Origin of the sequence: Nosocomiicoccus massiliensis, from assembly GCF_002871345.2 — a bacterium.
In the GTDB taxonomy this organism is placed as follows: Bacteria; Bacillota; Bacilli; order Staphylococcales; family Salinicoccaceae; genus Nosocomiicoccus; species Nosocomiicoccus ampullae_A.
In genome coordinates, this window is record NZ_CP136964.1 from 78276 (window position 1) to 102860 (window position 24585).

Annotated in this window: 24 protein-coding genes and 1 pseudogene; 21 read left to right on the forward strand and 4 right to left on the reverse strand. The window is 38.2% G+C overall.

The annotated features are described in order from the left end of the window. Both recG and CJ229_RS00430 read left to right on the forward strand, forming a co-directional pair. The gene (recG, locus tag CJ229_RS00425; protein WP_102167272.1) at positions 1 to 1962 is read left to right on the forward strand and encodes an ATP-dependent DNA helicase RecG; all 1962 of its coding nucleotides are present in this window, start codon (positions 1 to 3) and stop codon (positions 1960 to 1962) included. A 1-nt stretch (position 1963) separates the two neighbouring features. Further along, on the forward strand, positions 1964 to 2593 hold the full coding sequence (locus CJ229_RS00430) for a sortase (RefSeq protein WP_040929204.1): 630 nt from the start codon (positions 1964 to 1966) through the stop codon (positions 2591 to 2593). Between the two features lie 392 nt (positions 2594 to 2985). Here the strand turns inward: CJ229_RS00430 and CJ229_RS00435 are convergent. Beyond that, positions 2986 to 4169, reverse strand: a pseudogene (locus CJ229_RS00435) (IS256 family transposase). 392 nt (positions 4170 to 4561) lie between these two features. Here CJ229_RS00435 and fapR point away from each other — a divergent pair. From fapR to rplS, 15 genes are all read left to right on the forward strand, one after another. Next, entirely contained in the window at positions 4562 to 5131 is a 570-nt protein-coding gene (gene fapR / locus CJ229_RS00440) for a transcription factor FapR (RefSeq protein WP_070710335.1), read from the forward strand. Continuing rightward, positions 5128 to 6108, forward strand: a complete 981-nt coding sequence (gene plsX, locus CJ229_RS00445; protein WP_070457649.1) for a phosphate acyltransferase PlsX — start codon at positions 5128 to 5130, stop codon at positions 6106 to 6108. The genes fapR and plsX overlap by 4 nt, the downstream gene beginning before the upstream one ends. After that, on the forward strand, positions 6101 to 7006 hold the full coding sequence (fabD, locus tag CJ229_RS00450) for an ACP S-malonyltransferase (RefSeq protein ID WP_102167518.1): 906 nt from the start codon (positions 6101 to 6103) through the stop codon (positions 7004 to 7006). Before plsX ends, fabD begins: the two co-directional genes overlap by 8 nt. Continuing rightward, positions 6999 to 7736, forward strand: coding sequence for a 3-oxoacyl-[acyl-carrier-protein] reductase (gene fabG, locus CJ229_RS00455; protein ID WP_102167519.1), 738 nt, complete (start codon positions 6999 to 7001; stop codon positions 7734 to 7736). The genes fabD and fabG overlap by 8 nt, the downstream gene beginning before the upstream one ends. Positions 7737 to 8291: 555 nt before the next feature. Further along, positions 8292 to 8528 (forward strand): acyl carrier protein, encoded by a 237-nt coding sequence (locus CJ229_RS00460; protein WP_040929198.1) that lies wholly within the window; start codon positions 8292 to 8294, stop codon positions 8526 to 8528. A gap of 96 nt (positions 8529 to 8624) precedes the next feature. Then, the gene (gene rnc, locus CJ229_RS00465; protein ID WP_317846582.1) at positions 8625 to 9386 is read left to right on the forward strand and encodes a ribonuclease III; all 762 of its coding nucleotides are present in this window, start codon (positions 8625 to 8627) and stop codon (positions 9384 to 9386) included. A gap of 1 nt (position 9387) precedes the next feature. Continuing rightward, entirely contained in the window at positions 9388 to 12933 is a 3546-nt protein-coding gene (gene smc, locus CJ229_RS00470; RefSeq protein ID WP_102167520.1) for a chromosome segregation protein SMC, read from the forward strand. After that, on the forward strand, positions 12934 to 14049 hold the full coding sequence (gene ftsY, locus CJ229_RS00475) for a signal recognition particle-docking protein FtsY (protein WP_068128810.1): 1116 nt from the start codon (positions 12934 to 12936) through the stop codon (positions 14047 to 14049). Beyond that, the gene (locus tag CJ229_RS00480) at positions 14027 to 14359 is read left to right on the forward strand and encodes a putative DNA-binding protein (protein ID WP_102167521.1); all 333 of its coding nucleotides are present in this window, start codon (positions 14027 to 14029) and stop codon (positions 14357 to 14359) included. The genes ftsY and CJ229_RS00480 overlap by 23 nt, the downstream gene beginning before the upstream one ends. An 11-nt stretch (positions 14360 to 14370) precedes the next feature. Then, a complete protein-coding gene (gene ffh / locus CJ229_RS00485; protein WP_070457661.1) occupies positions 14371 to 15717 on the forward strand; it encodes a signal recognition particle protein in 1347 nt (448 codons plus the stop codon). 84 nt (positions 15718 to 15801) lie between these two features. Next, the gene (gene rpsP / locus CJ229_RS00490; RefSeq protein ID WP_040929193.1) at positions 15802 to 16074 is read left to right on the forward strand and encodes a 30S ribosomal protein S16; all 273 of its coding nucleotides are present in this window, start codon (positions 15802 to 15804) and stop codon (positions 16072 to 16074) included. A gap of 2 nt (positions 16075 to 16076) precedes the next feature. Then, complete coding sequence (locus CJ229_RS00495; RefSeq protein ID WP_040929192.1) at positions 16077 to 16304, forward strand: KH domain-containing protein; 228 nt, start codon at positions 16077 to 16079, stop codon at positions 16302 to 16304. 47 nt (positions 16305 to 16351) lie between these two features. Next, a complete protein-coding gene (rimM, locus tag CJ229_RS00500; protein ID WP_068128805.1) occupies positions 16352 to 16840 on the forward strand; it encodes a ribosome maturation factor RimM in 489 nt (162 codons plus the stop codon). Then, the gene (gene trmD / locus CJ229_RS00505) at positions 16837 to 17508 is read left to right on the forward strand and encodes a tRNA (guanosine(37)-N1)-methyltransferase TrmD (RefSeq protein WP_102167522.1); all 672 of its coding nucleotides are present in this window, start codon (positions 16837 to 16839) and stop codon (positions 17506 to 17508) included. Before rimM ends, trmD begins: the two co-directional genes overlap by 4 nt. Positions 17509 to 17622: 114 nt before the next feature. Next, the gene (rplS, locus tag CJ229_RS00510) at positions 17623 to 17976 is read left to right on the forward strand and encodes a 50S ribosomal protein L19 (RefSeq protein WP_040929189.1); all 354 of its coding nucleotides are present in this window, start codon (positions 17623 to 17625) and stop codon (positions 17974 to 17976) included. A 232-nt stretch (positions 17977 to 18208) separates the two neighbouring features. Here rplS and CJ229_RS00515 read toward each other — a convergent pair whose 3' ends face one another. Genes CJ229_RS00515 through CJ229_RS00525 form a run of 3 tightly spaced genes read right to left on the reverse strand, consistent with a single transcriptional unit; the run spans position 18209 to position 20046 of the window. Then, complete coding sequence (locus tag CJ229_RS00515) at positions 18209 to 18808, reverse strand: ABC-2 transporter permease (protein WP_102167523.1); 600 nt, start codon at positions 18806 to 18808, stop codon at positions 18209 to 18211. After that, positions 18809 to 19669 carry an ABC transporter ATP-binding protein gene (locus CJ229_RS00520; protein ID WP_102167524.1) on the reverse strand — a complete coding sequence of 287 codons (861 nt, stop codon included), beginning with the start codon at positions 19667 to 19669 and terminating at the stop codon, positions 18809 to 18811. Positions 19670 to 19674: 5 nt separating this feature from the next. Further along, positions 19675 to 20046 carry a GntR family transcriptional regulator gene (locus tag CJ229_RS00525; RefSeq protein ID WP_102167525.1) on the reverse strand — a complete coding sequence of 124 codons (372 nt, stop codon included), beginning with the start codon at positions 20044 to 20046 and terminating at the stop codon, positions 19675 to 19677. A gap of 158 nt (positions 20047 to 20204) precedes the next feature. On the opposite strand from CJ229_RS00525, the gene CJ229_RS00530 reads away from it, so the two are divergent. The 4 genes from CJ229_RS00530 (at position 20205) to CJ229_RS00545 (ending at position 24584) form a co-directional block, all read left to right on the forward strand. Then, entirely contained in the window at positions 20205 to 20669 is a 465-nt protein-coding gene (locus tag CJ229_RS00530) for a GNAT family N-acetyltransferase (protein ID WP_102167526.1), read from the forward strand. A gap of 68 nt (positions 20670 to 20737) precedes the next feature. After that, positions 20738 to 21844, forward strand: coding sequence for a glycerol dehydrogenase (locus tag CJ229_RS00535; protein WP_070710343.1), 1107 nt, complete (start codon positions 20738 to 20740; stop codon positions 21842 to 21844). Between the two features lie 115 nt (positions 21845 to 21959). Then, positions 21960 to 23375, forward strand: a complete 1416-nt coding sequence (locus CJ229_RS00540) for a YfcC family protein (RefSeq protein ID WP_102167527.1) — start codon at positions 21960 to 21962, stop codon at positions 23373 to 23375. A gap of 45 nt (positions 23376 to 23420) precedes the next feature. After that, positions 23421 to 24584 carry a M20 family metallopeptidase gene (locus tag CJ229_RS00545; RefSeq protein WP_102167528.1) on the forward strand — a complete coding sequence of 388 codons (1164 nt, stop codon included), beginning with the start codon at positions 23421 to 23423 and terminating at the stop codon, positions 24582 to 24584. The last annotated feature ends 1 nt before the right edge of the window (position 24585 follow it).

The window sequence follows — 24585 nt, forward strand, 5'->3', positions numbered from 1 at the left end:
ATGACAGAGCTATATGAAGTGATCACGCCATCTGCTTCTATCGGAACGTTAAAAGGTGTCGGTAAAAAGACCGAAGAAAAATTAAATAGTATTGGTATTCATACGGTGAATGATGTAGTTTTTCATCTGCCGAATTCGTACGTTGACCAAAATCCGACAGACGTGAATTCCGTAAAGTTAGAAGAAGTCATTACAGTGAGTGGTGTCGTAAAAACGGAGCCGACGGTGACGTATTTACGAAAAGGGTTAAACCGGATGAGTTTTCATATGGAAACGAACAACGTCTACATAAAAGTGACGTTTTTTAATCAGGCGTATTTAAAAAAACAAATCGAAGTCGGAGATACGATAAACGTCCACGGTAAATTTAATAAACCAAAACAAGAGATGTCAGGTAGAAGTATTATAAAACCGAACGGCGATACGATGGATATGCGCTATGCGTTAAATAAAGTGATGAATAATAAGACGTTTGGTAATATCGTAAAAGAAGTGTTTCGAACACATATTTTTAATCAAGATTTACCGGAGTATTTAATCAAAAAATATAAACTGATGCCGATTAAACAAACGCTGTATCATCTCCATTTTCCGGATAATATGGATGAACTTCAAAATGCGAGACGTACGATGAAGTTTTATGAACTGTTTATGTTCCAAGTAAAAATCATCGAAAAGCGTAAGCAAGAACGCGTGCCACAAAAAGAATCAATTATAAAATATGATATTGATAAGCTGAAGCGGTTTATCGGTACGTTACCGTTTGAATTGACGAAAGATCAAAAGACAAGTGTGAACGACATTTGTAGAGATTTACTTAGTGAATTTAATATGCACCGTCTGCTGCAAGGGGACGTCGGAAGCGGTAAGACAATCGTCGCTGGAATTTCGGTTTATGCGCTTAAAACTGCTCTTAAACAAAGTGCAATTATGGTGCCGACTGAAGTGCTTGCAAATCAGCATTATGAAAGTTTAGTCGAATCGTTTAACGATGAGCTTACAATCGAGTTATTAACAGGGACGACGACACCGAGTGAAAAACGTCGTATAAAAGAAGCATTAAAAAATGGAGACATCGATTTAATTATCGGGACGCATGCACTTTTTGAAGATGACGTCGTGTTTAAAGATTTAGGGCTCGTCATTATCGACGAACAGCATCGCTTCGGAGTAAATCAGCGAGAGAAATTAATTAAAAAAGCCAAAAGTCGAAACGTATTATATATGACAGCAACACCAATCCCAAGAACGCTATCGATCACAGCATTCGGAGATATGGACGTCTCTCTTATAAAGACGATGCCTGCCGGTAGGTTGCCGATCAAAACATTTTGGAAAAAAGAAAAAGAAATCGATGAAGTACTCGCGTTTATCAAAAAAGAGATGGATGCTGGGCGTAATATTTACGTCGTTGCGCCGTTAATCGAAGAATCAGAAGTACTCGATTTAATGACGACTGAAGAAGTGTATCATATGTTTAGAGAAACGTTCGGTGAAGATAAAGTCGAACTCGTCCACGGGCGTATGAAACCTGAGGAGAAAAGAAAAGCAATGGCGCGCTTTGAATCGCTTGAAACACCGATTCTCGTTTCAACGACGGTCATTGAAGTTGGTATCAACGTTAAAAATGCGACAGTGATGACGATTTTTAACGCAGAGCGATTTGGTTTATCAACGTTACATCAACTTCGAGGTCGTGTAGGTAGAAATGATTTACAAAGTTATTGTATATTAATAAGTGAAGGTAAAACTGAGCAAGCACAAATGCGCATGAATATTATGACAGAAACGACAGATGGTTTTGTCCTTTCTGAAAGAGATTTAGAAATGCGCGGGCCGGGAGACTTTTTTGGTGTAAGACAAAGTGGGCTCCCAGAATTTAAAGTTGCAGATCTCGTACACGACTATAGAATATTAGAAGTGGCGAGAAGTGAAGCAATTAAACTATTTAAGGAGCAATGATATGAGATCATTTACTAGAATTTTAGGTGTACTACTTATCATGACGGCACTTGTCTTATTCTTCTGGCAAGATATCCGTGCATTTTTCACAGATATCGTAAACGATAGAATCATCGAAGCCTACGAAAACGGTGATGACAACGTCAATGTAAATATATTAGAAAAGTTTATTACTGGAATTGAGCCCGGGGACAAACAAGGGGTTAAAATTAAAGACGATATGGCAGGGATTATCAAAATTGAATCTGCCGGAATTTCAGAGCCGATTTATTACGGAGAATTAACTGAAGAAAAACTACGAAATGGCGTCAGTATGCTAGAGTCAACAGATAGTCTCGACATGCAGAACGTCCCAATCGCTGGCCACCGAGTAGAAGGTGCCGGGATACGATTTAACTATATCGACCGAGCAGAAAAAGGTGACACGATAGAAATTATAACGCGAGACGGTAAACGAGAATACGAAATTACCGACATCTTTGAAGTCACACCAGACCGCGTCGATATACTCCAACAATCAGAAGGCGACCCGCAAATATTAACGCTCATCACGTGTGAAGACTATAACCCAGATACGTTACTATTTGAAAAGCGACTCATCGTCCAAGCAGAAATCAAAAGTGATTCGTAAGAATCACTTTTTTGTTTTTACTGATTGTTTGATCGTATTATTTTACGCGTAATGGAATACGCGAGTAGTTTTTCATCGGAAAATTCGGGAGGAGAAGCGGTTTTTCCTGCTTAATTTTACGCAAATCGCTTTTGTGTTAAAGGTAGCTCGATTAGTTTGACGATTAGAGCGTTTGTGTCAACGTAATAGCGAACCCTTTTACGCAAATCGCATTTCTGTTAAAGAATAAAAAACAACTTTACACAACGCACGTTTGCGTAAACGACCACTCAATTAGTTTAACGCAACTCAAGATTCCGGAGGTTTTTCATCTGAGAATTCAGGAAGAGAAGCATCGAAGACCCGCATAACGGTCAAGTCTTAAATATTGTGTAAAATAAAAAATCTCTCTGTTATTCTTTAGCTTCCACGAACGCGCTCACTTTTCTATTTGTTTCTTTATAGGCTTCATTCGCATCAAGAAGAAGTGCGCCAATTAAACGAAATGCAGACTCGATATTTGGAAATACTCTAACAACGCGCTCACGACGTCTTAACTCACTATTTAGTCGTTCGAGTGCGTTTGTACTTTTTAAAAACTTTTGTCTAGCCGCTGGACACATTAAACATTGAATCGCATCGTCAAATCCACTTTCTAAAATTTCTACCGCGTGATTAAATCTTGGATCCTCTGATACAAAGTCTAAAAACTTCTCTTTTGCTTCTCGTGCATGTTGGGGTGTTGTCGTATGAAAAATCTCTCTCAATAATTGACGCGCAACAGTTGAACCTTTTTTAGGCATTACATTCGTAATGTTTCTTAAGAAATGGACTGTGCATCTTTGCCAAGGTGTGCCCGGGAACTCTTCTTGAATCGCCTGCTTTAAACCTTGATGTGAATCTGAAGTAATGAGTTCTGGTTGTGTTAACCCACGATTTTTTAAGTCACGTAAAAAGTGCCCCCAGTGATTCTTACTCTCAGCATCATCCACTTTAAACCCAAGTACTTCACGATGACCATCTACACCAATACCGAGCGCAATATACACAGCTTTAGAGACGATTCTATGATTCTCACGTACTTTAATATACATCGCATCTACTGATACATATTTAAATATATTGTGTGTTAATGAACGCTCCGCGAAGTCTTGGATTTCTGGATCTAATCGTTTCATCACGTTAGATACGAATGATTTCGAGACACTTTCTCCGACTAGTTCTTCCACAATTTTAGTGACTTTACGCGTAGACACACCGCTGACTACCATTTCAATCAAAGAAAGCACGAGCGCCTGGTCCTTTCTTTGCCACTTCTCAAATACCTGTGGTGAAAACTCTCCGGAACGTGTTCGTGGGACTTCGAGTTCAATTTTTCCAACTAACGTTGTGAACCCTCGGCGATAACTGCCATTACGATAGTCTTTTCGACTACTGTTTCTTTCATATGAGCCAATACCCATGTATTCATCTCGTTCTTCTTGCATCACTTGATTTAACACTAAAGTTAGAAGACCCTTAGTCATTTCATTAAGGTTACTTCCAGAGATATCCTCTAGAATTTTTTCATATCTACTGTAAAATTAAGTTGAGTCATTTGTATTCTCTCCCTGTTAATTTTTGTTGGTAACTAAATTATAACAGAGAATACGATGGCTCTTTTTTTCTATTTTACACAATTATATGGACGTAACTCGCATAACCCGCTTAATTTTACGCAAATCGCTTTTACGTTAAAGGTAGCGCGATTAGTTTGACGATTAGAGCGTTTGCGTCAACGTAATAGCGAACCCTTTTACGCAAAATGCATTTACGTTAAAAGATAAAAAACAATTTTACACAACGCACATTTCTGTAAACGACCACTCAATTAATTTAACGCAACAAGAAATTCACGAGTTTTTTCATCTGAAATAATGTAAAAGATTGAAAAGTAATCGTTAATTTTATATACTAATTTTAGCACCAACTACTAAATGGGGAGATAATGTGGCAAAGTTAAAGAAAGATGAACGCCGTCTAGAAATTGTGAAGCGATTGGACGAGGATCCGTTTTTAACAGATGAAACACTCGCAAACGATTTGAACGTTTCGATTCAAACGATTCGTCTGGACCGTTCTGTTTTAAATATTCCAGAACTGCGTGTCAGAGTTCAAGCAGTCGCTAAAAAGAATGCTGAAGAAATTAAAAGTATTCCGCTTCAAGATGTCATCGGTGAACTGGTACAAATTGAAGTGAACAAACAAGCGTCTTCGTTTTTTACAGTTGAAAAAGAACACGCATTTTTAAATTATAATATCGCACGCGGACACTTCCTATTTGGTCAAGCAAACTCACTTGCTGTGGCAGTACTCGGTAAAAAGAAGGTGCTGACAAAGGAAGCAAACGTAAAATATTTAAAACCGGCAAAAGTCGGAGATAAGATTGTCGCAAAAGCGACCGTATTAAAAATTAAACCATATGAAGCACTTATATTAGTGGAATCATATGTAAAAGATGAAACAGTATTTATTGGACATTATGTCATGCATTTTGAAAATGAAGGTGAAATAGAATGAAAACAATCGCAGTCGATCTGATGGGTGGAGACCACGCACCAGAAGCAATTGTCGATGGTATTAAATCAGCATTAAAGAAATATGAAGATATTCAAATCTTAGCGTTCGGAACAGCAGGTAGTTGGACTGAGACGCATGATAGAGTGAAATTCGTAGAAGTGACAGAGGTCATTACAAGTGAAGACGATCCAGTACGTGCAGTTCGTCGTAAAAAAGATTCATCGATTGTACGTGCGGCAAAAGCAGTAAAAGAAGGGAAAGCAGATGCTTTCGTATCTGCAGGTAACACAGGTGCCTTACTTACGGCTGGATTATTCGTTATAGGACGTATTAAAGGAATCGAGCGTCCAGCGCTCGCGTCGATGATTCCGACGACGAATAATAAAGGCATGCTCTTACTCGATCTCGGTGCAAACTCTGAAAATAAGCCAAAGCACTTATTACAGTTTGCGCATATGGCGTCTATTTATATGGAAAACATTCGTGGACGTAAAAATCCTTCAATTGGTTTAATCAACAACGGTAGTGAAGATATTAAAGGAACACCACTTACTAAAGAGACGCACCAGTTACTTCAAGACTCAAACTTAAACTATAGTGGATATTTTGAGACAAGAGACATATTAACTGGTAAATACGATATCGGTGTCACAGACGGATTTACAGGTAACATCGTTCTTAAAACGATCGAAGGAACAGCAAGTAGCCTACTCGGTGAAGTGAAGAAAATCTTTTTATCTTCGATGTTAAATAAGTTATCTGCGCTCGTCGTTAAAAAAGATTTAGGTCAATTAAAAGACTTAATGGATTACCGTCAATTTGGCGGTGCACCGTTACTCGGTTTAAATGGACATGTTTTAAAAGCGCACGGTTCAAGTGACGCTCTCGCAATAGAAAATGCGATTCGAAACGCGATTACAATGGCGAATAGTGACGCGATCGAACAAATTAAGGAGGCAATTTTCGAAGATGAGTAAACTCGTTTTGTTCCCGGGGCAAGGGGCACAGTATCATGAAATGGCAAAGGATTTATATGAACATAATGACGCAGCAAAAGAACTACTCGATACGATCTTTAGCTACGTTGATTTTGATTTAAAAGAGATCATGTTTTCTGAAGACGATGAACGACTCAATAATACAGCGTTCACGCAACCCGCATTATTTGCACATTCACTTGCGGTGCTTAAAGCAACGGGAATTAAAGGCGATTACTTAATCGGACATAGTTTAGGAGAATTGCCAGCTCTAGTGCATGCGGGTGTTTTATCTTTAGAAGATGGAGTAAAAGCAGTCGCCATGCGCGGACGTTTAATGAGTGAAGCAAAAGACGGTAAAATGGCTGCAGTCATCGGTATGGATAAGGACAAGCTCGAAGCGTTATGTGAGTCACTCAGTGATGACGAAGAAAAAGTCTCACCAGCAAACATAAACGCACCAGACCAAATCGTGATTTCTGGAGATGCAGCGAAAGTCGATTTATTTATAGATGAAGCAAAAGCACACGGCGCGAGACGCGTCATTCCGCTAAAAGTATCAGGAGCATTCCATTCACATTTAATGAAAGACGCTCAAGAATCGTTCGAAACGTTTTTACAAGATATTACGTTTAATGATGCAGAGATTCCGGTCATTCAAAACGTATCCGCAGAACCAGAAACTGATAAAGAAATTATTAAACAAAATTTAATTCAACAAATTACGTCGCCAGTTCGTTTCGTAGAATGCGTCGAAAAAGCAGTCGAACTTGGTGTAACTGAATCTGTCGAAGTTGGACCGAGGAAAGTTCAAACAGGTTTACTTAAAAAGATCACGAAATCTGTAGACACGGAACATATCGATACAGTTAAAGAGGTGGATGAATACAATGAGTAAAGTAGCATTAGTGACAGGCGCATCAAGAGGTATCGGTCGCGCTGTCGCATTACGTTTAGGTGAAGACGGCTATACAGTTATCGTCAACTATTCAGGGAATAAAGAAAAAGCAGACGAAGTTGTAGAGAAGATTAAAGAACAAGGTGGAAATGCTGAAAGCTATCAATGCCAAGTTCAAAACTATGACGAAGTGAAAGAGATGATCGCACATATTAAAGATACGTACGGTCAACTCGACGTTGTTGTGAACAACGCAGGGATTACAAAAGATACGCTACTTATGCGTATGAAGCCAGAGATGTTTGACGAAGTTATTAACGTCAACTTAAAAGGTGCGTTTAACGTCATTCAAAACGTTTCTCGTATGATGATCCGTGCGAAATCTGGACGTATCATCAACATCTCAAGTATCGTCGGAACCCTTGGTAACCCTGGACAAGCAAACTATGTTGCGAGTAAAGCAGGAGTCGACGGTTTAACGAAAAGTGTCGCAAGAGAACTCGCAAGTAAAAATATTACAGTAAACGCAGTCGCACCAGGATTTATCGAAAGTGATATGACAGACGTATTAAGCGACGATTTAAAAAACAAAATGCTCGAACAAATTCCATTACAGCAGTTCGGTCAAGTCGAAGACATCGCAGAAGCTGTATCATTTTTAGCATCAGACCGTGCGCGCTATATTACAGGCCAAACGATTCACGTCAACGGTGGAATGTACATGGCGTAACCGCTGTGTTATTATAAACACAAGTTTCAGTGCCGAAAATAAAGGTCGGCCACGAACATTCGCGGGGTGTGGCTTTTATTCTTTTAAATGAGTGATGAGATGGTTGTAGTCGGGCGAGGGATGGTAGGTTTCTCTGTTGAAAGCTCATTTGCGACGGTGAAAAAAACATTTCGCAGTCGATTCGGGGAATCGTCGGCGAGATGAAAAACTCCCCGTCGCTATGGAGGTTATCGTCGGCGAGAGTCAGATTTCATCGACGATTCAAGCAGTATCGTCGGCGAAAATCGGGAAAACGAGAAATTCACCGACGATTCGATCATTCCCGTCGGCGAATCAAAAATTCATCGACGAAAGTCTCATCTGCGACGGTGAAATAAACTTTTCGCAGTCGATTCGGGGAATCGTCGGCGAAACCGAAGTTTCCCAGTCGATTCGATACAATCGTCGGACCAAATCACGAAAATCACGCATTTAAAACCCACTCACTGGGTATAATGATTAATGATCATCTCAACAACTGAGATATGGCCACTATTTTAAGGAGGTGAAGTAGGGATGGATAATTTTGATAAAATTAAAGACATTATTGTCGACAAATTAGGTATCGATGAGGATCAAGTGACGAAAGATGCGACTTTCAAAGATGACCTTGGTGCGGACTCTTTAGACATTGCGGAACTTGTAATGGAATTAGAAGATGAGTTCGATACTGAGATTCCAGATGAGGAAGCTGAGAAAATCGTTACTGTTGGTGATGCTTTAGATTTCATCGAGAAGCTTGAAAACCAATAATTTGATAGACAAAATCCACTTTCTATAAAGTGGATTTTTCTTTTATATCGCTACAACAAACCGCATAAGTTTAGTAAACTATATTAGGGTGAGATTATGGATAAAGTACTTAAAGCAATCGAACAAGATGAAGACTCTAAAAGACACGTCGATTCATTTTTTAAAAAGTTCGATTCTTTTATGAAGAAACATCATATTCAATATGAAAATGACAAATTATTTTTACAAGCATTTATGCACAGTTCGTTCGTGTATAACATTCATTTAGACCGAATTCATTCGAACGAGCGTCTAGAATTTTTAGGTGACGCGGTATTAGAACTGATGGTCTCAGAATATATATTTGACGCGTTTAAAGATTTCCCTGAGGGAGATTTAACAAAGTTGCGTGCAAATATCGTTTGTGAGCCTTCACTTGTAATATTTGCGAACGACTTAAAAATGGAAGAGTTACTATTACTCGGTCCAGGAGAAAAAAAGACAGGCGGTAAAAAGCGTCCGTCGATTATCTCGGATATGTTCGAGGCATTTTTAGGTGCGTTATATCTCAATCAAGGATACGACGCTGTGTGGAAGTTTTTAAGTGTGAATGTATTCCCGAAAATTGAACGCGATGATTACCTCGGAATTTCAGACTTTAAAACTGCACTTCAAGAGTTTGTTCATAAAGCGTATAAAGAGGAAGTGTATTACCACTTACTCGAAGAGACAGGTCCGTCACACGACAAAAACTTCGTTTCTAACGTGACGTTAAACGATAAAGAAATCGGGCGTGGCAGTGGTCGCTCTAAAAAAGAGTCTGAACAACTCGCAGCAAAAGTTGCGTTTTATCATTTAAAAGAAAAGGCCGAAAGATAATATGGTATTTTTAAAAAGTATAGAAGCTAAAGGATTTAAATCGTTTGCCGATAAAACGACGATCGAATTTAATGACGGCGTCACTGCGGTCGTTGGACCGAACGGTAGTGGTAAGAGTAACATTATCGACGCTGTCAGGTTCGTTCTCGGTGAAACGAGCGCTAAGCAATTTCGTGGGTCTAAAATGGAAGACGTTATATTTAACGGAACGACAGAACGAAGTAAGCAAAACAGTGCAGTCGTTCAACTGAATTTAGACAATAAAGACCGCGTGTTAGACTTTGACTACGACAGCGTCACGATTCGTCGTGAGCTATTTAGAAGTGGTGAAAGTAACTACTATATCAATAAAGAACGCGCAAAATTAAAAGACGTGACAGAACTCTTTATGGACTCTGGTCTTGGTAAACACGCATACAACATTATTTCTCAAGGTGAAGTTGATCACGTTTTAAATCAAAAACCAGAAACGCGCCGTGAAATTATCGAAGAAGTTGCCGGCGTCATGAAATATAAAACACGTAAAAAAGAAGCAGAACGTAAACTCGATGATACGTTACTCAACTTAAGCCGTATTCACGACATTACGAGTGAACTCGAGTCACGCGTTAAAAAGCTCGAAAAAGAAAGTGCCATCGCGACTGAGTATTTAGCGCTTTTAAACGAGATGAAGCAAAGCGACATTGAAGTTACTGTGTTTGATATTAAAGAGCTGTCTTCAAAACTTCATCAGTTAAAAGAGACGTATTCGAACGATGAACGTACAATTGAAGACGCGAGAAATCACGTCAATTTACTCGACGTTGCGATCAATAACTTACGCGACAAGCGAGAAGTGTTAACTGAAAACGAGCGTAGCATTCACGACGCGTTCGTCAAAGCATCTAGAGAAAAAGAACAAACAATCGGTAAAATCGAATTATTTAAAGAACGTAAAACGAGTCGTTCAGATCAACACGACAATTTAACTGAAGAAAAAAACAATAAATTAAAAGAACAACAATCACTAGAGCATGACCTTGAAGCATTACGTACATCTTTTAATGAAACGAAAGATGAACAGTCGAACGTAAAAGCAGAAATCGATACAATCAATGCTTCGTTACAATCGCTTGTTGACGGTAACGACGTCGATATTGACGCATTAAAAGAACAGTATTATGCGATCATGGTCGAAAAGACTTCTTTAGACAACCAGTTAAAAGACTATGAAAAACAAGAGGCAATCGATTCAAGCAAGCGCGAAGAGTTAGACCGTCGCATGAACGAATTAAAAGAGTCTCTCGACACGTTAAATGAAAAAAATAAAAGTTTAACAGATACACTCTCAACACTTGAATCATCATTAAAGGATAAGCGTGAAGCGTATAAAGAAACGAAATCAAAACGTGACCATGAACAGTCTCATACAAAGTCGTTAACAGAGCAATTCGACACAGCGAATCGTTACATCTCACAACTTACATCTAAACGTGATATGTATGAGTCGATGATGTCAAATTACGATGGATATTACCGTGGCGTAAAGTCTGTATTAAAACGTAAAGACAAGCTCACAGGTGTATTAGGTGCCGTCATGGAACTTATCGAAATCGACAGTGCGTATATGACAGCACTTGACGCAGCACTCGGTAGTCAAACGCAAAGTGTCGTGACAAAAACTGAACAGGATGCTAAACGTGCAATCCATTATTTAAAAGATAAAAACCTCGGTTACGCGACGTTTTTACCACTCGACACAATACAAAGGAGATCTTTATCTCAAGAAGTTGTATTTAAACTCGAATCGACATCAGTAGAGCATCATATATTAAAAGATTTAGTCGACACGAAATATGACGCACTGATCGGTCACTTATTTAGTACGACGATTATCGTCGAAAATTATGACGACGGTGCACGACTTTCTAGAGAGTTAAACTTTAAAGCGCGTATCGTAACAAAAGCCGGTGAAATTTTTAACCCGGGTGGTGCAGTCAGTGGGGGAAGCCGTCAAAACAACAACTCAGCACTTAAATTACGAAAAGAAAAAGATGCACTCGACGATAAAATCAAAGCGTACACGCTAGAAGTCGACAGGCTTACTAAAGAACTTTCAAAAGAAAAGGACAGTCTAAAAGAATTAGACACTCTTCTAAACACGCTAGAAACTGAAGGCATTCAGTTAAAAGAATCATACGATGAACAGAGTCAGTTACTAGAACAAACGAACCAAGACATTAAATTAACAAATGAACGCATTGCGTTATTAAAAGAAACGTTTGATTCTACAACTGAAACTATGGAAGCATCGACGTTAATAAAAGAGATAGAAGAGAAAACAAAAACACTCGATTCGCTTCAAAAGGATATTCAGTTACTCACGAAAGCTCAAGGGGATACTGAAGCGGCTGAAAAAGAATACGAAAGTAAAAAGCAAACGCTTCTTACAAAACAAGCGGAATTAGAATCGACACTTCGATATAAACGTTCTCAAGTAACGGATTACGAAGAAAGGCTTTTAAAAGTGAAACGTGAAATTGTAGATATCGATTCACGTATTGAAATGTTGACTTCAGATTACGAGTCGATCGATATCGAAGCGTTAGAGACGTTATCTTTAGAACTCGACGAACAGTTAGACGTGTTACAAGACTCTTCATCACAACTTAAAAAAGAGATACACGAAGTGAGTGAAGAAACAAAGCACGACGTGAATTTACGTCAGTCGCATTTAGATACGATAGAGAAACTTTCTGAATCGCTACGTAAAACGCACGGTAAAAAGGAACGCGTCGAATCAATGTTAAGTGTAAAAATCGATTACTTATCTGAAACGTATGAAATGACGTTTGAACGTGCAGAAAAAGAATATACGGACTTAACAGACATCGACATGAAGCGCGAAAGAATTCAGTTAAATAAAAAAAGTATCGACGAACTCGGTAACGTAAACTTAAACGCAATTGATGAGTTTGAAGTCGTGAACGAACGTTATACGTTTTTAAAACACGAAGAAGACGATTTGTTACAAGCACGTGAAACGTTACTCGACGTCATTAAAGAAATGGACTATGAAGTGTCTGAACGCTTTAAAGAGACGTATCACAACGTTAATGAACACTTTAAAAAAGTGTTTAAGACGATGTTCGGCGGTGGGGAAGCAGAACTCCGCTTAACAGAACCGGGTGATTATTTAAATGCTGGATTACTCATATACGCTCAACCTCCAGGTAAAAAGCTAACGAGCATGTCGCTACTTAGTGGGGGAGAGCGCGCGTTAACAGCGATTAGTTTATTATTCAGTATATTAGAAGTGAGAAGTAGTCCGTTTATAATATTAGATGAAGTAGAAGCGGCACTCGATGAGGCGAACGTGTTACGATTCTCAAATTACTTAAGACATTTAACACGTTACAGCCAGTGTATCGTAATCACTCACCGTAAAAAGACGATGGAGCAAAGCGACCGATTATTCGGTGTGACGATGCAAGAAAAAGGTGTCTCTGAGCTAATTAGTGTAGACTTAAAGACATACGAGGAACGAGAAGTTGAGGGGGAATACTAAGTGAGTTTATTTAATCGTTTAAAAAAGAAATTCTCAGGTAAAGCAGATAAAGAAGAGTTTGAACAAACGCCCGTCACTGATGAAATGAAAGATGCAGATTTAGACGGAGACGGTTTAATATCGATTGAAGAATTTGAAGAGTGGGAACAAGAACAAGTCGGTTATAAATTTAAACAAGGACTTGAAAAATCTCGTGAGAAATTCCAAGATCAAATCAACCAGTTAATGGCGACGTACCGTAAAGTAGATGAGGACTTTTTTGAAGCGCTCGAAGAAGTGCTCATTACTGCAGACGTCGGTTTTGAAACGGTGATGGAGTTAACAGACGAGTTACGAGATTATGCGAAACTTAAAAATATTACTGAAACAAAAGAACTCCGTGAAGTAATCGTTGAAAAGATGATAGAGATATACGAACGTAACGGTGACTTAGACGAAAGCATGAACATGCAAGACGATTTAACGATTATTTTAGTCGTCGGAGTAAACGGTGTCGGTAAAACGACGTCAATCGGTAAACTTGCACATCGCTATAAGTCTGAAGGTAAAGACGTATTACTCGCAGCCGCAGATACATTCAGAGCTGGGGCTATTAATCAGCTTGAAGTATGGGGTGAAAGAGTCGGTGCAGACGTCATTAAACACCAAGAAGGTTCAGATCCAGCAGCTGTAGTGTTCGACGCAGTAAACGCAGCAAAGCGCCGAGGGACAGATGTCTTAATTGTCGACACAGCAGGACGCCTACAAAATAAAGGGAACTTAATGAAAGAACTCGAAAAGATGAAACGCGTCATCCAAAGAGTTGACGAAAATGCACCACACGAAGTGCTACTCGTATTAGACGCTACAACTGGTCAAAACGCAATGCTTCAAGCGAAAGCATTTAACGAAGTAACAGAGTTAACAGGGCTTGTCTTAACAAAACTTGATGGTACCGCAAAAGGTGGTATCGTCCTTGCGATTAAAAACGAACTCGGTATTCCAGTAAAATTCGTCGGTCTCGGAGAAAAAATTGATGACCTCGAAATATTTAGTGCGGAAAACTATGTTTATGGACTATTTGCAGATATGATTGATAATGCAGAGGAAGTTGTTGAAGATGAACGAACTGAATAAGACGTTACGTATGAACTATCTGTATGATTTTTATAACGGCTTATTAACGGATAAGCAAAAAGATTACGTAAAACTCTATTATTTAATGGACTTACAGTTTTCTGAAATCGCAGATGAGTTAAACGTGACGCGACAAGCGGTTTATGATAATTTAAAACGTACGACAGAAGTACTCGAAGCATACGAAGAAAACCTCGGTATGTACGCGCGTTATTTAAAACGTCAACAATTATTCGATGCGTTAAAATCATCACTCGACGATAAAGACACAGCACTCAGTATAATAGAAGAACTCGAATCACTCGATTAGGAGGAATTATTGTGGCATTTGAAGGATTAGGTTCAAGGCTTCAAAGTATCTTAGATGATATTAAAGGTAAAGGTAAAGTCACAGAACAAGATATAAAAACGATGATGCGTGAAGTACGCTTAGCACTTCTTGAAGCGGACGTTAACTTTAAAGTTGTCCGTCAGTTTATTAAAGATGTGTCCGCGCGTGCTGAAGGCGCAGATGTCATGAAATCATTAACGCCAGGCCAACAAGTCATTAAAATCGTACAAGAAGAACTTACAGCGTTAATGGGTGGAGAAAATGCGAAAATCAATTTAGCAAAAAAACCACCGACAGTTATTATGATGGTTGGTTTACAAGGGGCAGGTAAAACGACGACTGCTGGTAAACTCGCGTTACTGTTACGTAAACAACATAACAAAAAACCATTACTCGTAGCAGGAGATATATACCGTCCTGCTGCGATTGACCAGTTAGAAACGATCGGCCGTCAATTAGACATTCCAGTCTATTCAATGGGAGACAAAGAAAAAGTCGAAACAATCGTAGAAAACGCGATGCAGTACGCAAAAGAAGAACATTTAGATACAGTCATCATCGATACAGCGGGTCGACTGCACATTGACGAAGATTTAATGAACGAATTAAAAAACGTCAAAGAAATTTCAAATCCAGATGAAATTATGCTCGTCGTCGACTCGATGACAGGTCAAGACGCAGTGAACGTCGCAGAATCGTTTAACGATTTACTAGACATCACAGGAGTGACACTCACAAAGTTAGACGGGGACACTCGTGGTGGTGCGGCACTTTCAATTCGTAGCGTCACTGAAAAACCGATTAAATTTATCGGGGTATCAGAAAAACTAGACGGTCTAGAACCGTTCCATCCAGAGCGTATGGCAAGCAGAATTCTCGGAATGGGAGATATTTTATCAATCATCGACCGTGCGCAAGCAAACGTCGACATGGAAGAGCAAGAAAAGCTCGAGCAAAAGTTAAAAGAAAACTCGTTTACGTTAGACGACTTTTTAGATCAAATGGACCAAGTGAAAAATATGGGACCACTCGATGAGTTAATCAAAATGCTTCCAGGTGCTAACAAAATTAAAGGGTTAGATAAAGTAAAAATGAGCGGTAAAGAAATTGACCATGTTCAAGCGATTATCCGTTCGATGACGATGGAAGAACGAGAAAACCCTGAAAAACTAAACATCTCAAGAAAGCGTCGTATCGCTAAAGGGTCAGGTCGATCACTTCAAGAAGTGAACCGTTTATTAAAACAATTTAACGAAATGAAAAAGATGATGAAGCAATTTACAAACCAAAAAGGGAAGCGTAAAAACCCATTTGGCGGCATGGGACTCCCATTTTAAAATTGTAAAGGAAAACCTCTTTACAACGTTAAAATCATCTGTTATTATTATATAAGTAATTTTGAACATGAGAGGTGTATATAAATGGCAACAAAAATCAGATTAACTCGTATGGGTTCTAAAAGAAATCCTTTCTACAGAATCGTAGTTGCGGACTCAAGAGTAAAAAGAGATGGTCGTATTATCGAGCAACTTGGTTACTTTGACCCATTAAAAGAAGAAGACAACGTTAAATTAGATGATGAAAAAGCATTAGAGTGGATGTTAACAGGTGCAAAACCTTCAGACACTGTACGTTCTATTTTCAGTAAACGTGGTCTTATGGAAAAATTCCATAACGCGAAACAAGGTAAATAATTATGAAACAGCTACTCCAAACGATTTTACAACCTATCGTTCGTCATCCCGAGAGTCTTACGATTACTGAGACGACTGAAGATAGAAAAGTGGTCTATACTGTTAATGCACATGAAGAAGACATTGGCAGAATCATTGGTAAAGGTGGTCGTGCCATTAAAGCAGTGCGTACGATCATGACAGCAGCAAATGATGACCCGTCAGTAAGAGTGTTTGTTGACGTAGAGTAAAAACACATCCGACACGGGTGTGTTTTTTTATTCGGAAAGGAATCACGATGATTGATATTGGAACATTAGTAAATTTCCACGGTGTCCGTGGTGAAGTTAAAATTTTAAGTAGTAGTGATTTTACGAACGAACGATTTGCGGTCGGTAAAACAGTGACGATTAACAACGAAACATATACAATCACGCGTTATCGTAAACATAAAAACTTTCATATGTTAACGTTCGACGGAGTTACAAATTTAAACGACGTAGAACATTTAAAAGGTCACACAGTGTATCAAGCACTAGATGCGATTGATATTGAACTACCAGAAGGGCAATATCATTATGAAGATATTATCGGCTGTGAAGTAATAAACTTAGACAATAACGAAACTTTAGGAGAAGTGACGTCAATTATCCCAACTGGTAGTAAAGACGTCTTTGTCGTATCTGATAAGTATATGATTCCAAACGTAGACGACTTTATTAAACTCATTGATATCGAGCGTAAACGAATTGAAATAGAACCGATTGAAGGGCTGTTAGATTTATGAACATATTCTACTTAACATTATTTCCTGAAATGTATGAAGGTATTTTAAGTTCATCAATTTTAAAGCGTGCAAATGACAAAGGTATCGTGAGTTATAAAACGATTAACTTTAGAGATTACGCAAACAACAAACATAATCAAGTCGACGACTATCCGTACGGTGGTGGTGCTGGTATGGTCTTAAAACCAGAACCAGTATACGAAGCGTTTGAATCATTACATTTAGAAAACGCACGCGTATTACTCATGTGTCCGTCCGGAAGACCGTTCGATCAACAGTTTGCTGAAGAATTATCTACTGAAGAAAACATCGTTTTTATAAACGGACATTACGAAGGATATGATGAGCGTATACGAAACCTCGCAACTGATGAAGTTTCAATCGGGGACTACGTATTAACGGGAGGAGAAATTGCGTCGATGGCAATGACAGACGCCATCGTTCGTCTCATCCCTGGAGTCATTCAACAAGAAAGTTACGAAAACGACAGCTTTTCAACAGGTATGCTCGAGCATCCACATTACACGAGACCAAGAGAATATCGAGGTATGAAAGTACCAGACGTATTACTGAGTGGAGATCATAAAAAAATCGAAGAGTGGCGAGAAGAGGAATCGTTAAAACGCACAAAAGAAAGACGACCAGATTTAATAAAAAATAAAAAATAAGTTGAATCGACCAATTAAATATGGTAATATGAATAAGTCTATGAGGACGAAAAATCACAACGATCCGCTGTATAGATGCTATATAAGATGGTTGGTAGGAAGAGGAGAATTTAAATGTCACAACAATTATTACAAGACATTACAAAGTCACAACTTAAAACTGACTTACCAGAGTTTAGAGCTGGGGACTCAGTAAAAGTACACGTACGTATCACTGAAGGTGAACGTGAAAGAATCCAGGTGTTCGAAGGTGTAGTTATTCGTCGCCGTGGTGGTGGAATTTCTGAAACATTCACAGTAAGAAAAATCTCTTACGGTGTTGGAGTAGAAAGAACATTCCCTGTTCACACACCAAAAATCGATAAAATCGAAGTGACTCGTAAAGGTAGCGTACGTCGTGCGAAATTATACTACTTACGTAGCTTACGTGGTAAAGCAGCACGTATCAAAGAGAAACGCGAAAACTAATTCTCATTTTAAAAGACCGAAGATATATTCTTCGGTCTTTTTTTGTATAAATTTTTCTGTTCTCTTATCAATTATACTCTAAAAAACACTGTACTATACTTTAAACTATAAATTACATAAATGAATAGTTATGAGAAAATTTATGAACAAAAAACATACAGAACCCCTGTACTCAATGAATAATTCTATGTAAAAGAGCTGCTCTAATTGTATAGAGCAGCTCTTTTTACGTTTAAATATCTTTTCTTTTAATAATGAATAAGCTAAGTAGCCAAGAGACAACGAAAAGTACACAAGCTAAAACAAATCCGATGTGTATCATGAGTGTGAATGGATTATCAGCTTTAGCCAGTTGTTGTACGTTTTCTACTGCGTATCCTAGAAATACCGTTTGAATCATAAATAGTGAGAACACGACATACACTGAGATGAGTAAAGCTTTCTCTGTCGTAAGTGCAAAGCTTAATGGGAAAAACACTACTGAAAGCCATAATGTTGATTGTAAAGCGAATTCTAAGTCTAATAATGAAACGTCAAAACCAATAGCTTTTAGTATTAAAGCGACTACCGTACCGCCTACAATCGCGTATAATAATGTACTCATATATCTGTAATTTACGATGTCTTTTCTCGCATAAGGAAGTGTTAAATCAAAATGGTTGATGTTAGACTTTGCGAGTAAATAAACCGCGTTTACCGGAATATACACCATTGCAACGGCTAAGACTACATTTATAGGAGTTTCCATATACATTAGAAATAGAATGAGTAATGGTAAGAGGTATAGGTAATTCTTTTGAATTTTAATATCTCTGATCATATAGTTTAACATTTATTTCTCCCCCTTTAAGTGGTAGATGATATCATCGATTTTTACGGGTTCTATCACTACAGTGTCGCTGAACACCGCTTCAACTTCTTTTGGTGATTTAGTTAAAGCTTCAAAGTTCACGTCACCTTTTTTAATCGATGTAAAATATGATTCTGTATCTCTATCTAATAAGTCGTTACTACCATGAACGATAAAGTAATTCTCAGCTAAATCATTTTTAGAAGTGTTTAGTATAATTTCACCGTCGTCGATCATGACGATGTAGTCTGCTAACTTTTCAAGATCTTCGGTAATATGCGTTGAAAATAAAATAGTTCTATCTTCATTTACCATAATCTCTCTTAATGTTTCTATAATTTCTCTTCTTACAACTGGGTCTAGACCTGTCGTTGGCTCATCCATAATAAATAGTTCAGCGTTATGAGATAATGCGAGAGCAATCGATGCTTTTGCACGCATTCCTGTAGAAAAATCTTTAAATTTTTTGTTTAAAGGTAAATTAAACTCTTTAATATAGTGACTACAAGCCTTCTCATCCCAGTTAGAATACGTTTTTGAAACGTATTTAATAATGTCGTTAAGTTTAAAACTTTCCATGTAGTTACTGGCAGCATCTACGTAACCAATTTTATCTTTTACTACCTTTTCATTGTTACTAATATCTAAACCAAATACTTTAACTTCACCAGAATTTGGTCGTGTCAGGTTCATAATCATTTCAATCGTCGTCGATTTACCTGCACCGTTTCGTCCGACAAATCCTGTAACAAAACCTTTTTTAATATTTAAGTTTAAATCTTCAATCGTAAAATCTTTGTAGTGTTTATTTACGTTTTTAAGTTCAACTGCATTTTGATTCATCACAATCACTCCTCATATAAAATGTTAATTAACTCAAACAATTCATCTTTTGATAAATTGAGAGATTTACTGTTTTGAATTACATCGTCAATCATCTCTTCTAGTAGCTTTAATTTTCTTTCACGGATTTGCTCGAGGTTTTGCTCTTTAACAAATGATCCCTTTCCAACAACGGAATACGTAAATCCTTCATTTTCTAACTCTTCATACGCACGTTTTGTCGTGATGACACTTACTTTTAAATCTTTAGCGAGTTGACGCATAGAAGGTAGCGCATCCCCTTCATTAAGAGAACCATTCATAATACTCTCCTTAATTTGATTTACAATTTGTTCGTAAATCGGAGTTTTACTCGTATTGTCAATGAGAATATTCATAGCTGCATCTCCAATCTAAAATGATAATGTATATATACTCTATATACACTATATACATCATACTCACTTTGTGTCAACAAAAAACTTTTATTTTCTAAAAATTTTGGTTTAAAAACATGGAGATACGTCTATAAGTTTAATAAGAAAGGAGTCGACAGATGATAATCAGACGACTTGAAGATAAAGATATTGAATCATTAATGCATTTAGTAAACATCACGATGCGAGAAGTAAATACAGAAACATATCCCGATGAGTTAATCGAGCAGTGGGTAGATGAACAAAAAGAAGACTATTATAGAGAAGAAGCAAAAGACACACATGTTTACGTCATTGAAAAAGAAGGAAACCTAATAGCAAGTGGCGGTATTTCAAAACCGGTTGACGGTGTATCGACACTTAAACTCGTATACGTTCACCCAGATCACGGTGGTGAAGGGCTCGGTCGTAAAATTATGGAGACCGTGTTAGAAGATGAGTACGTAAAAGAAGCGGATAAAATTGTCGGTAGTGCATTAATTAATGCGATTCGTTTTTATAAAAAGTTCGGTTTTAGAACGAAAGACGATGAGTATGTGTTTAACGAAGACGGCACGATTGAAATTGAAAAGGATGTTTCATAAAACACTGTACATTAAAAATTAATATATACATCAAGATGATTTATAAAATTTGAAAGGAAGTTGTATGAATGGAAAAAGTATTTATTAGTCCAGCGAAATACGTTCAAGGAAAAGATGCCTTACTAAATAGTAAGACGCATTTAGAAGCACTTGGTGAAGCACCGTTACTATTATGTGATGACGTCGTATATGACATTGTCGGTAAAAAGTTTCATGACTATTTAAATGAAAATGGATTTAATGTAACACGTGAGTTATTTAACGGTGAAGCATCGACGTCAGAAATCGAACGTATTTCTGAACGTGTGACGAAAGAAGAATGTGACTTTGTCATCGCACTTGGTGGTGGTAAGACGATCGACACAGGTAAAGCAGTTGCAGATGAAGCGGCAGTAAGTGTTGCGGTATTACCAACAATCGCGTCTACAGACGCACCAACATCAGCGTTATCAGTCATTTACTCAGACGAAGGCACGTTTGAAAAGTACATCTTCTATGATAAAAACCCAGATTTAGTATTAGTCGATACAGCAGTCGTAGCAAACGCTCCAGAGCGTTTACTTGCTTCAGGAATTGCAGATGCACTCGCAACATACGTTGAAGCACGTGCAGTCATCGAAGCAAAAGGTAACACGATGGCAGGCGGAGTAACGTCACTTGCAGCAGAAGCAATCGCAGAAAAATGTGTCGACACACTATTTGAAAAATCAGAACTTGCGATTGCAGCAAACCGTGCGAAAGTTGTAACAGAATCATTAGAAGACGTCGTAGAAGCAAACACACTATTAAGTGGTTTAGGATTTGAAAGTGGTGGACTTGCAGCTGCACACGCAATCCATAACGGATTCACAGCACTAGATGGTAAAATTCACGAACTTACTCACGGTGAAAAAGTTGCATACGGTACGTTAACACAACTTATTTTAGAAAATAGAGATATCGATGAAATCGACAACTATGTGTCACTCTATCAAACACTTGGATTACCAACGACACTCGAAGAATTACATTTAGGTGATGCGTCATACGAAGACTTATTAAAAGTTGGAGAGCTCGCAACAGCAGAAGGCGAAACGATTCACGAGATGCGTGTAAAGTATACAAAAGAAGACGTGGCGAATGCTTTACTCGCAGCAGATGAGTATGTAAAATCGTTAAACGAATTATATGAATAAAATCAATATATTCCGCGCATTGTTTATGCGCGGATTTTTTATTATAACCGAATATGATTTTTTATGAAGTAATGTGTATAATTAATAAACATAACGTATGTAGGAGGCGAAAGTTATGGATAACGAAAGTATAAACAAGAAAAAATGGGAATTCCCAAACGTATTTGCGTTGTTATTTGGACTGATCATACTTGCAACAGCTGTCAGTTATATTATTCCGTCAGGTAGCTTTGAGCGTGTAGAAAAAGAAGTAAATGGTAACGTTCAAACGCTAGTTGTTGAAGGTACATATCAAAGTGTAGAAGCAGAAAACGCGACATTATTTGGAATATTTGAAGCGGTATTTAAAGGAATGGAAAACGCTGCTCCGATTATATTCTTTATATTTATCGTCGGAGGCGCGTTCGGGATTTTATCAAAAACTCAGGCGATAGAAAACGGACTAGAGCGACTTGTTTATAAGATGGAAGACAAGAAGTTCTTACTCATTCCAATTATCATGGTACTCTTTGCACTTGGTGGTGCGACATTTGGAATGAGTGAAGAGACGATTCCGTTTCTATTTATATTAGTACCGCTCGCAATTCGTCTTGGGTATAACCCGATGATCGGTGCATCGATTGTAATATTAGGGTCAGTTGCCGGGTTTACTACAGCATTTTTAAACCCATTTACAGTTGGTATCGCACAAGGTATCGCAGAGTTACCGTTATTCTCTGGTAAAGGTTACCGTATGATTATGTGGGTTGTGATGGTCAGTGTCACAATCGCATGGGTGATGTATAAAGCGAAAAAAGTCGCAAAGCTAAGACAAGCCGGTAAACTAGACGAAGAAGAAATCGACTTATCGAACTTCCAAGAAGAAACGTACGCATTAAAGGATGTAGAGTTTACGTTACGCCAGAAAATTATTCTCGTCATATTTACACTCACGATTCTATTTTTAGCAATCGGAGTAACTAAATTTGGTTGGTACATTATGGAAATCGCATCGCTCTTCCTATTATTTGGAGTTATTGCAGGAATCATTGGTAAAATGAACTACAACGAAATTGCAGATAGTTTTATCGATGGATGTAAAGATTTAGTACCTGGAGCATTAGTCGTAGGATTTGCATACGGGGTACTCGTCATCCTTCAAGAAAGTATGACAATCGATACGATTTTAAACGCTGTTGCGAACTCAATTAACGAATTGCCATCATTATTATCCGCACTCGGAATGTTATTAACTCAAAGTGGACTTAACTTCTTAGTTCCGTCAGGAAGCGGTCAAGCAGCACTATCGATGCCAATTATGTCGTCGATATCTGATTTAACAGAAGTATCGAGACAAACAGCAGTACTCGCATTCCAACTTGGTGACGGTATCTCAAACGCAATTACACCGACAAGTGGTGTATTAATGGCGAGTTTAGCAATCGCGAAAATTGAATGGACAAAATGGGCGAAGTTCGTACTGCCGATTATCCTTATTCAGTACTTACTCGCAGCAGTATTTGTCACAATCGCACATTTATTTGTGTTTTAATATATAATAATCAGACATTTTAACATTTAACATAGGGTGAATCGCATGGAAATAACTTTAAAAGATTACGAAACGATTAGAGAGAATTTAGAAAATAACGCAGTCGACATGTACAGAAATCCAGAACTTGGTGATGAGGAATATCGTGCGATGCGATTATTAACTGAAGAGTTAAAAAAGCACGATTTTGAAATAGAAACGAATATCGTCAATCGTCCGACGGCTTTTATTGGAACATATGACAGTAAAAAAGAAGGACCTACGATTTGTTATTTAGCAGAATATGACGCATTAAAAGGACTAGGACATGCGTGTGGACATAACTTAATTGGTAATATGAGTATCGGTGCAGGTATTCTATTAAGTAAACATGTAGATGAAACAGGAGGAAAAGTCGTTGTCGTCGGAACACCAGCAGAAGAAACGAACGGTGCAAAAGTACCGATGGCAGCAGAAGGTATATTTGACGATATGGACGTTGCACTAATGGTTCACCCGTCAGACGTCTCATCAGAAAGTGGAGACATGCTCGCGATGGACGCGTTACAATTTGACTTCTACGGAAAAGCAGCACACGCTGCAGGAAACCCTGAAGAAGGAATCAACGCATTAGACGGCGTCCTTCAACTATTTAGCGGCATCAACGCACTCAGAGAACATGTCCAAGATGACGTGAGAATACACGGCATTATCAATAACGGAGGACACGCAGCAAACATCGTCCCAGAACACGCAACGGCACAATTCTACATTCGTGCAAACGAAAGAGACTATTTAGATGAAGTCGTAGAAAAAATTAGAAACGTTGCGAAAGGTGCAGCACTAATGACAGGAACAGAAGTCGTAATATCAAACTACGAGCTAAGTTACAACAACTTAATACCAAACGACACACTGTCAGAGCTTTTTACAAAACATCATAAGAAATTTACAGATCGACCAATCAATAAAAAAGAAAAATCAACAGGAAGTGCAGACATCGGAGACGTTTCACACCGAATCCCAGCACTCCATCCATATGTCGGCATGAACTGCCCAGGCGTAAAAGCACACACGCCAGAATTCAGAGAACAAACGATTACTGAAGACGGATTTAAAGCGATGGAAGAAGCGGTATTAGCACTCGCGAATACAGGACTCGAGTTATTAGAGAATAGAGAAGTGCTTGAAGCGGTGAAGGAAGAACAGGCAACGAGACTTAAGAAATAGT

What these genes read in the sequence shown, in the direction of transcription:
- recG (WP_102167272.1), top strand. Translation starts at nt 1, where the DNA reads ATGACAGAGCTATATGAAGTGATCACGCCATCTGCTTCTATCGGAACG.
- CJ229_RS00430 (WP_040929204.1), top strand. Translation starts at nt 1,964, where the DNA reads ATGAGATCATTTACTAGAATTTTAGGTGTACTACTTATCATGACGGCA.
- plsX (WP_070457649.1), top strand. Translation starts at nt 5,128, where the DNA reads ATGAAAACAATCGCAGTCGATCTGATGGGTGGAGACCACGCACCAGAA.
- fabD (WP_102167518.1), top strand. Translation starts at nt 6,101, where the DNA reads ATGAGTAAACTCGTTTTGTTCCCGGGGCAAGGGGCACAGTATCATGAA.
- fabG (WP_102167519.1), top strand. Translation starts at nt 6,999, where the DNA reads ATGAGTAAAGTAGCATTAGTGACAGGCGCATCAAGAGGTATCGGTCGC.
- CJ229_RS00460 (WP_040929198.1), top strand. Translation starts at nt 8,292, where the DNA reads ATGGATAATTTTGATAAAATTAAAGACATTATTGTCGACAAATTAGGT.
- rnc (WP_317846582.1), top strand. Translation starts at nt 8,625, where the DNA reads ATGGATAAAGTACTTAAAGCAATCGAACAAGATGAAGACTCTAAAAGA.
- smc (WP_102167520.1), top strand. Translation starts at nt 9,388, where the DNA reads ATGGTATTTTTAAAAAGTATAGAAGCTAAAGGATTTAAATCGTTTGCC.
- rpsP (WP_040929193.1), top strand. Translation starts at nt 15,802, where the DNA reads ATGGCAACAAAAATCAGATTAACTCGTATGGGTTCTAAAAGAAATCCT.
- CJ229_RS00495 (WP_040929192.1), top strand. Translation starts at nt 16,077, where the DNA reads ATGAAACAGCTACTCCAAACGATTTTACAACCTATCGTTCGTCATCCC.
- rimM (WP_068128805.1), top strand. Translation starts at nt 16,352, where the DNA reads ATGATTGATATTGGAACATTAGTAAATTTCCACGGTGTCCGTGGTGAA.
- trmD (WP_102167522.1), top strand. Translation starts at nt 16,837, where the DNA reads ATGAACATATTCTACTTAACATTATTTCCTGAAATGTATGAAGGTATT.
- rplS (WP_040929189.1), top strand. Translation starts at nt 17,623, where the DNA reads ATGTCACAACAATTATTACAAGACATTACAAAGTCACAACTTAAAACT.
- CJ229_RS00515 (WP_102167523.1), bottom strand. Translation starts at nt 18,808, where the DNA reads ATGTTAAACTATATGATCAGAGATATTAAAATTCAAAAGAATTACCTA.
- CJ229_RS00520 (WP_102167524.1), bottom strand. Translation starts at nt 19,669, where the DNA reads ATGAATCAAAATGCAGTTGAACTTAAAAACGTAAATAAACACTACAAA.
- CJ229_RS00525 (WP_102167525.1), bottom strand. Translation starts at nt 20,046, where the DNA reads ATGAATATTCTCATTGACAATACGAGTAAAACTCCGATTTACGAACAA.
- CJ229_RS00530 (WP_102167526.1), top strand. Translation starts at nt 20,205, where the DNA reads ATGATAATCAGACGACTTGAAGATAAAGATATTGAATCATTAATGCAT.
- CJ229_RS00535 (WP_070710343.1), top strand. Translation starts at nt 20,738, where the DNA reads ATGGAAAAAGTATTTATTAGTCCAGCGAAATACGTTCAAGGAAAAGAT.
- CJ229_RS00540 (WP_102167527.1), top strand. Translation starts at nt 21,960, where the DNA reads ATGGATAACGAAAGTATAAACAAGAAAAAATGGGAATTCCCAAACGTA.
- CJ229_RS00545 (WP_102167528.1), top strand. Translation starts at nt 23,421, where the DNA reads ATGGAAATAACTTTAAAAGATTACGAAACGATTAGAGAGAATTTAGAA.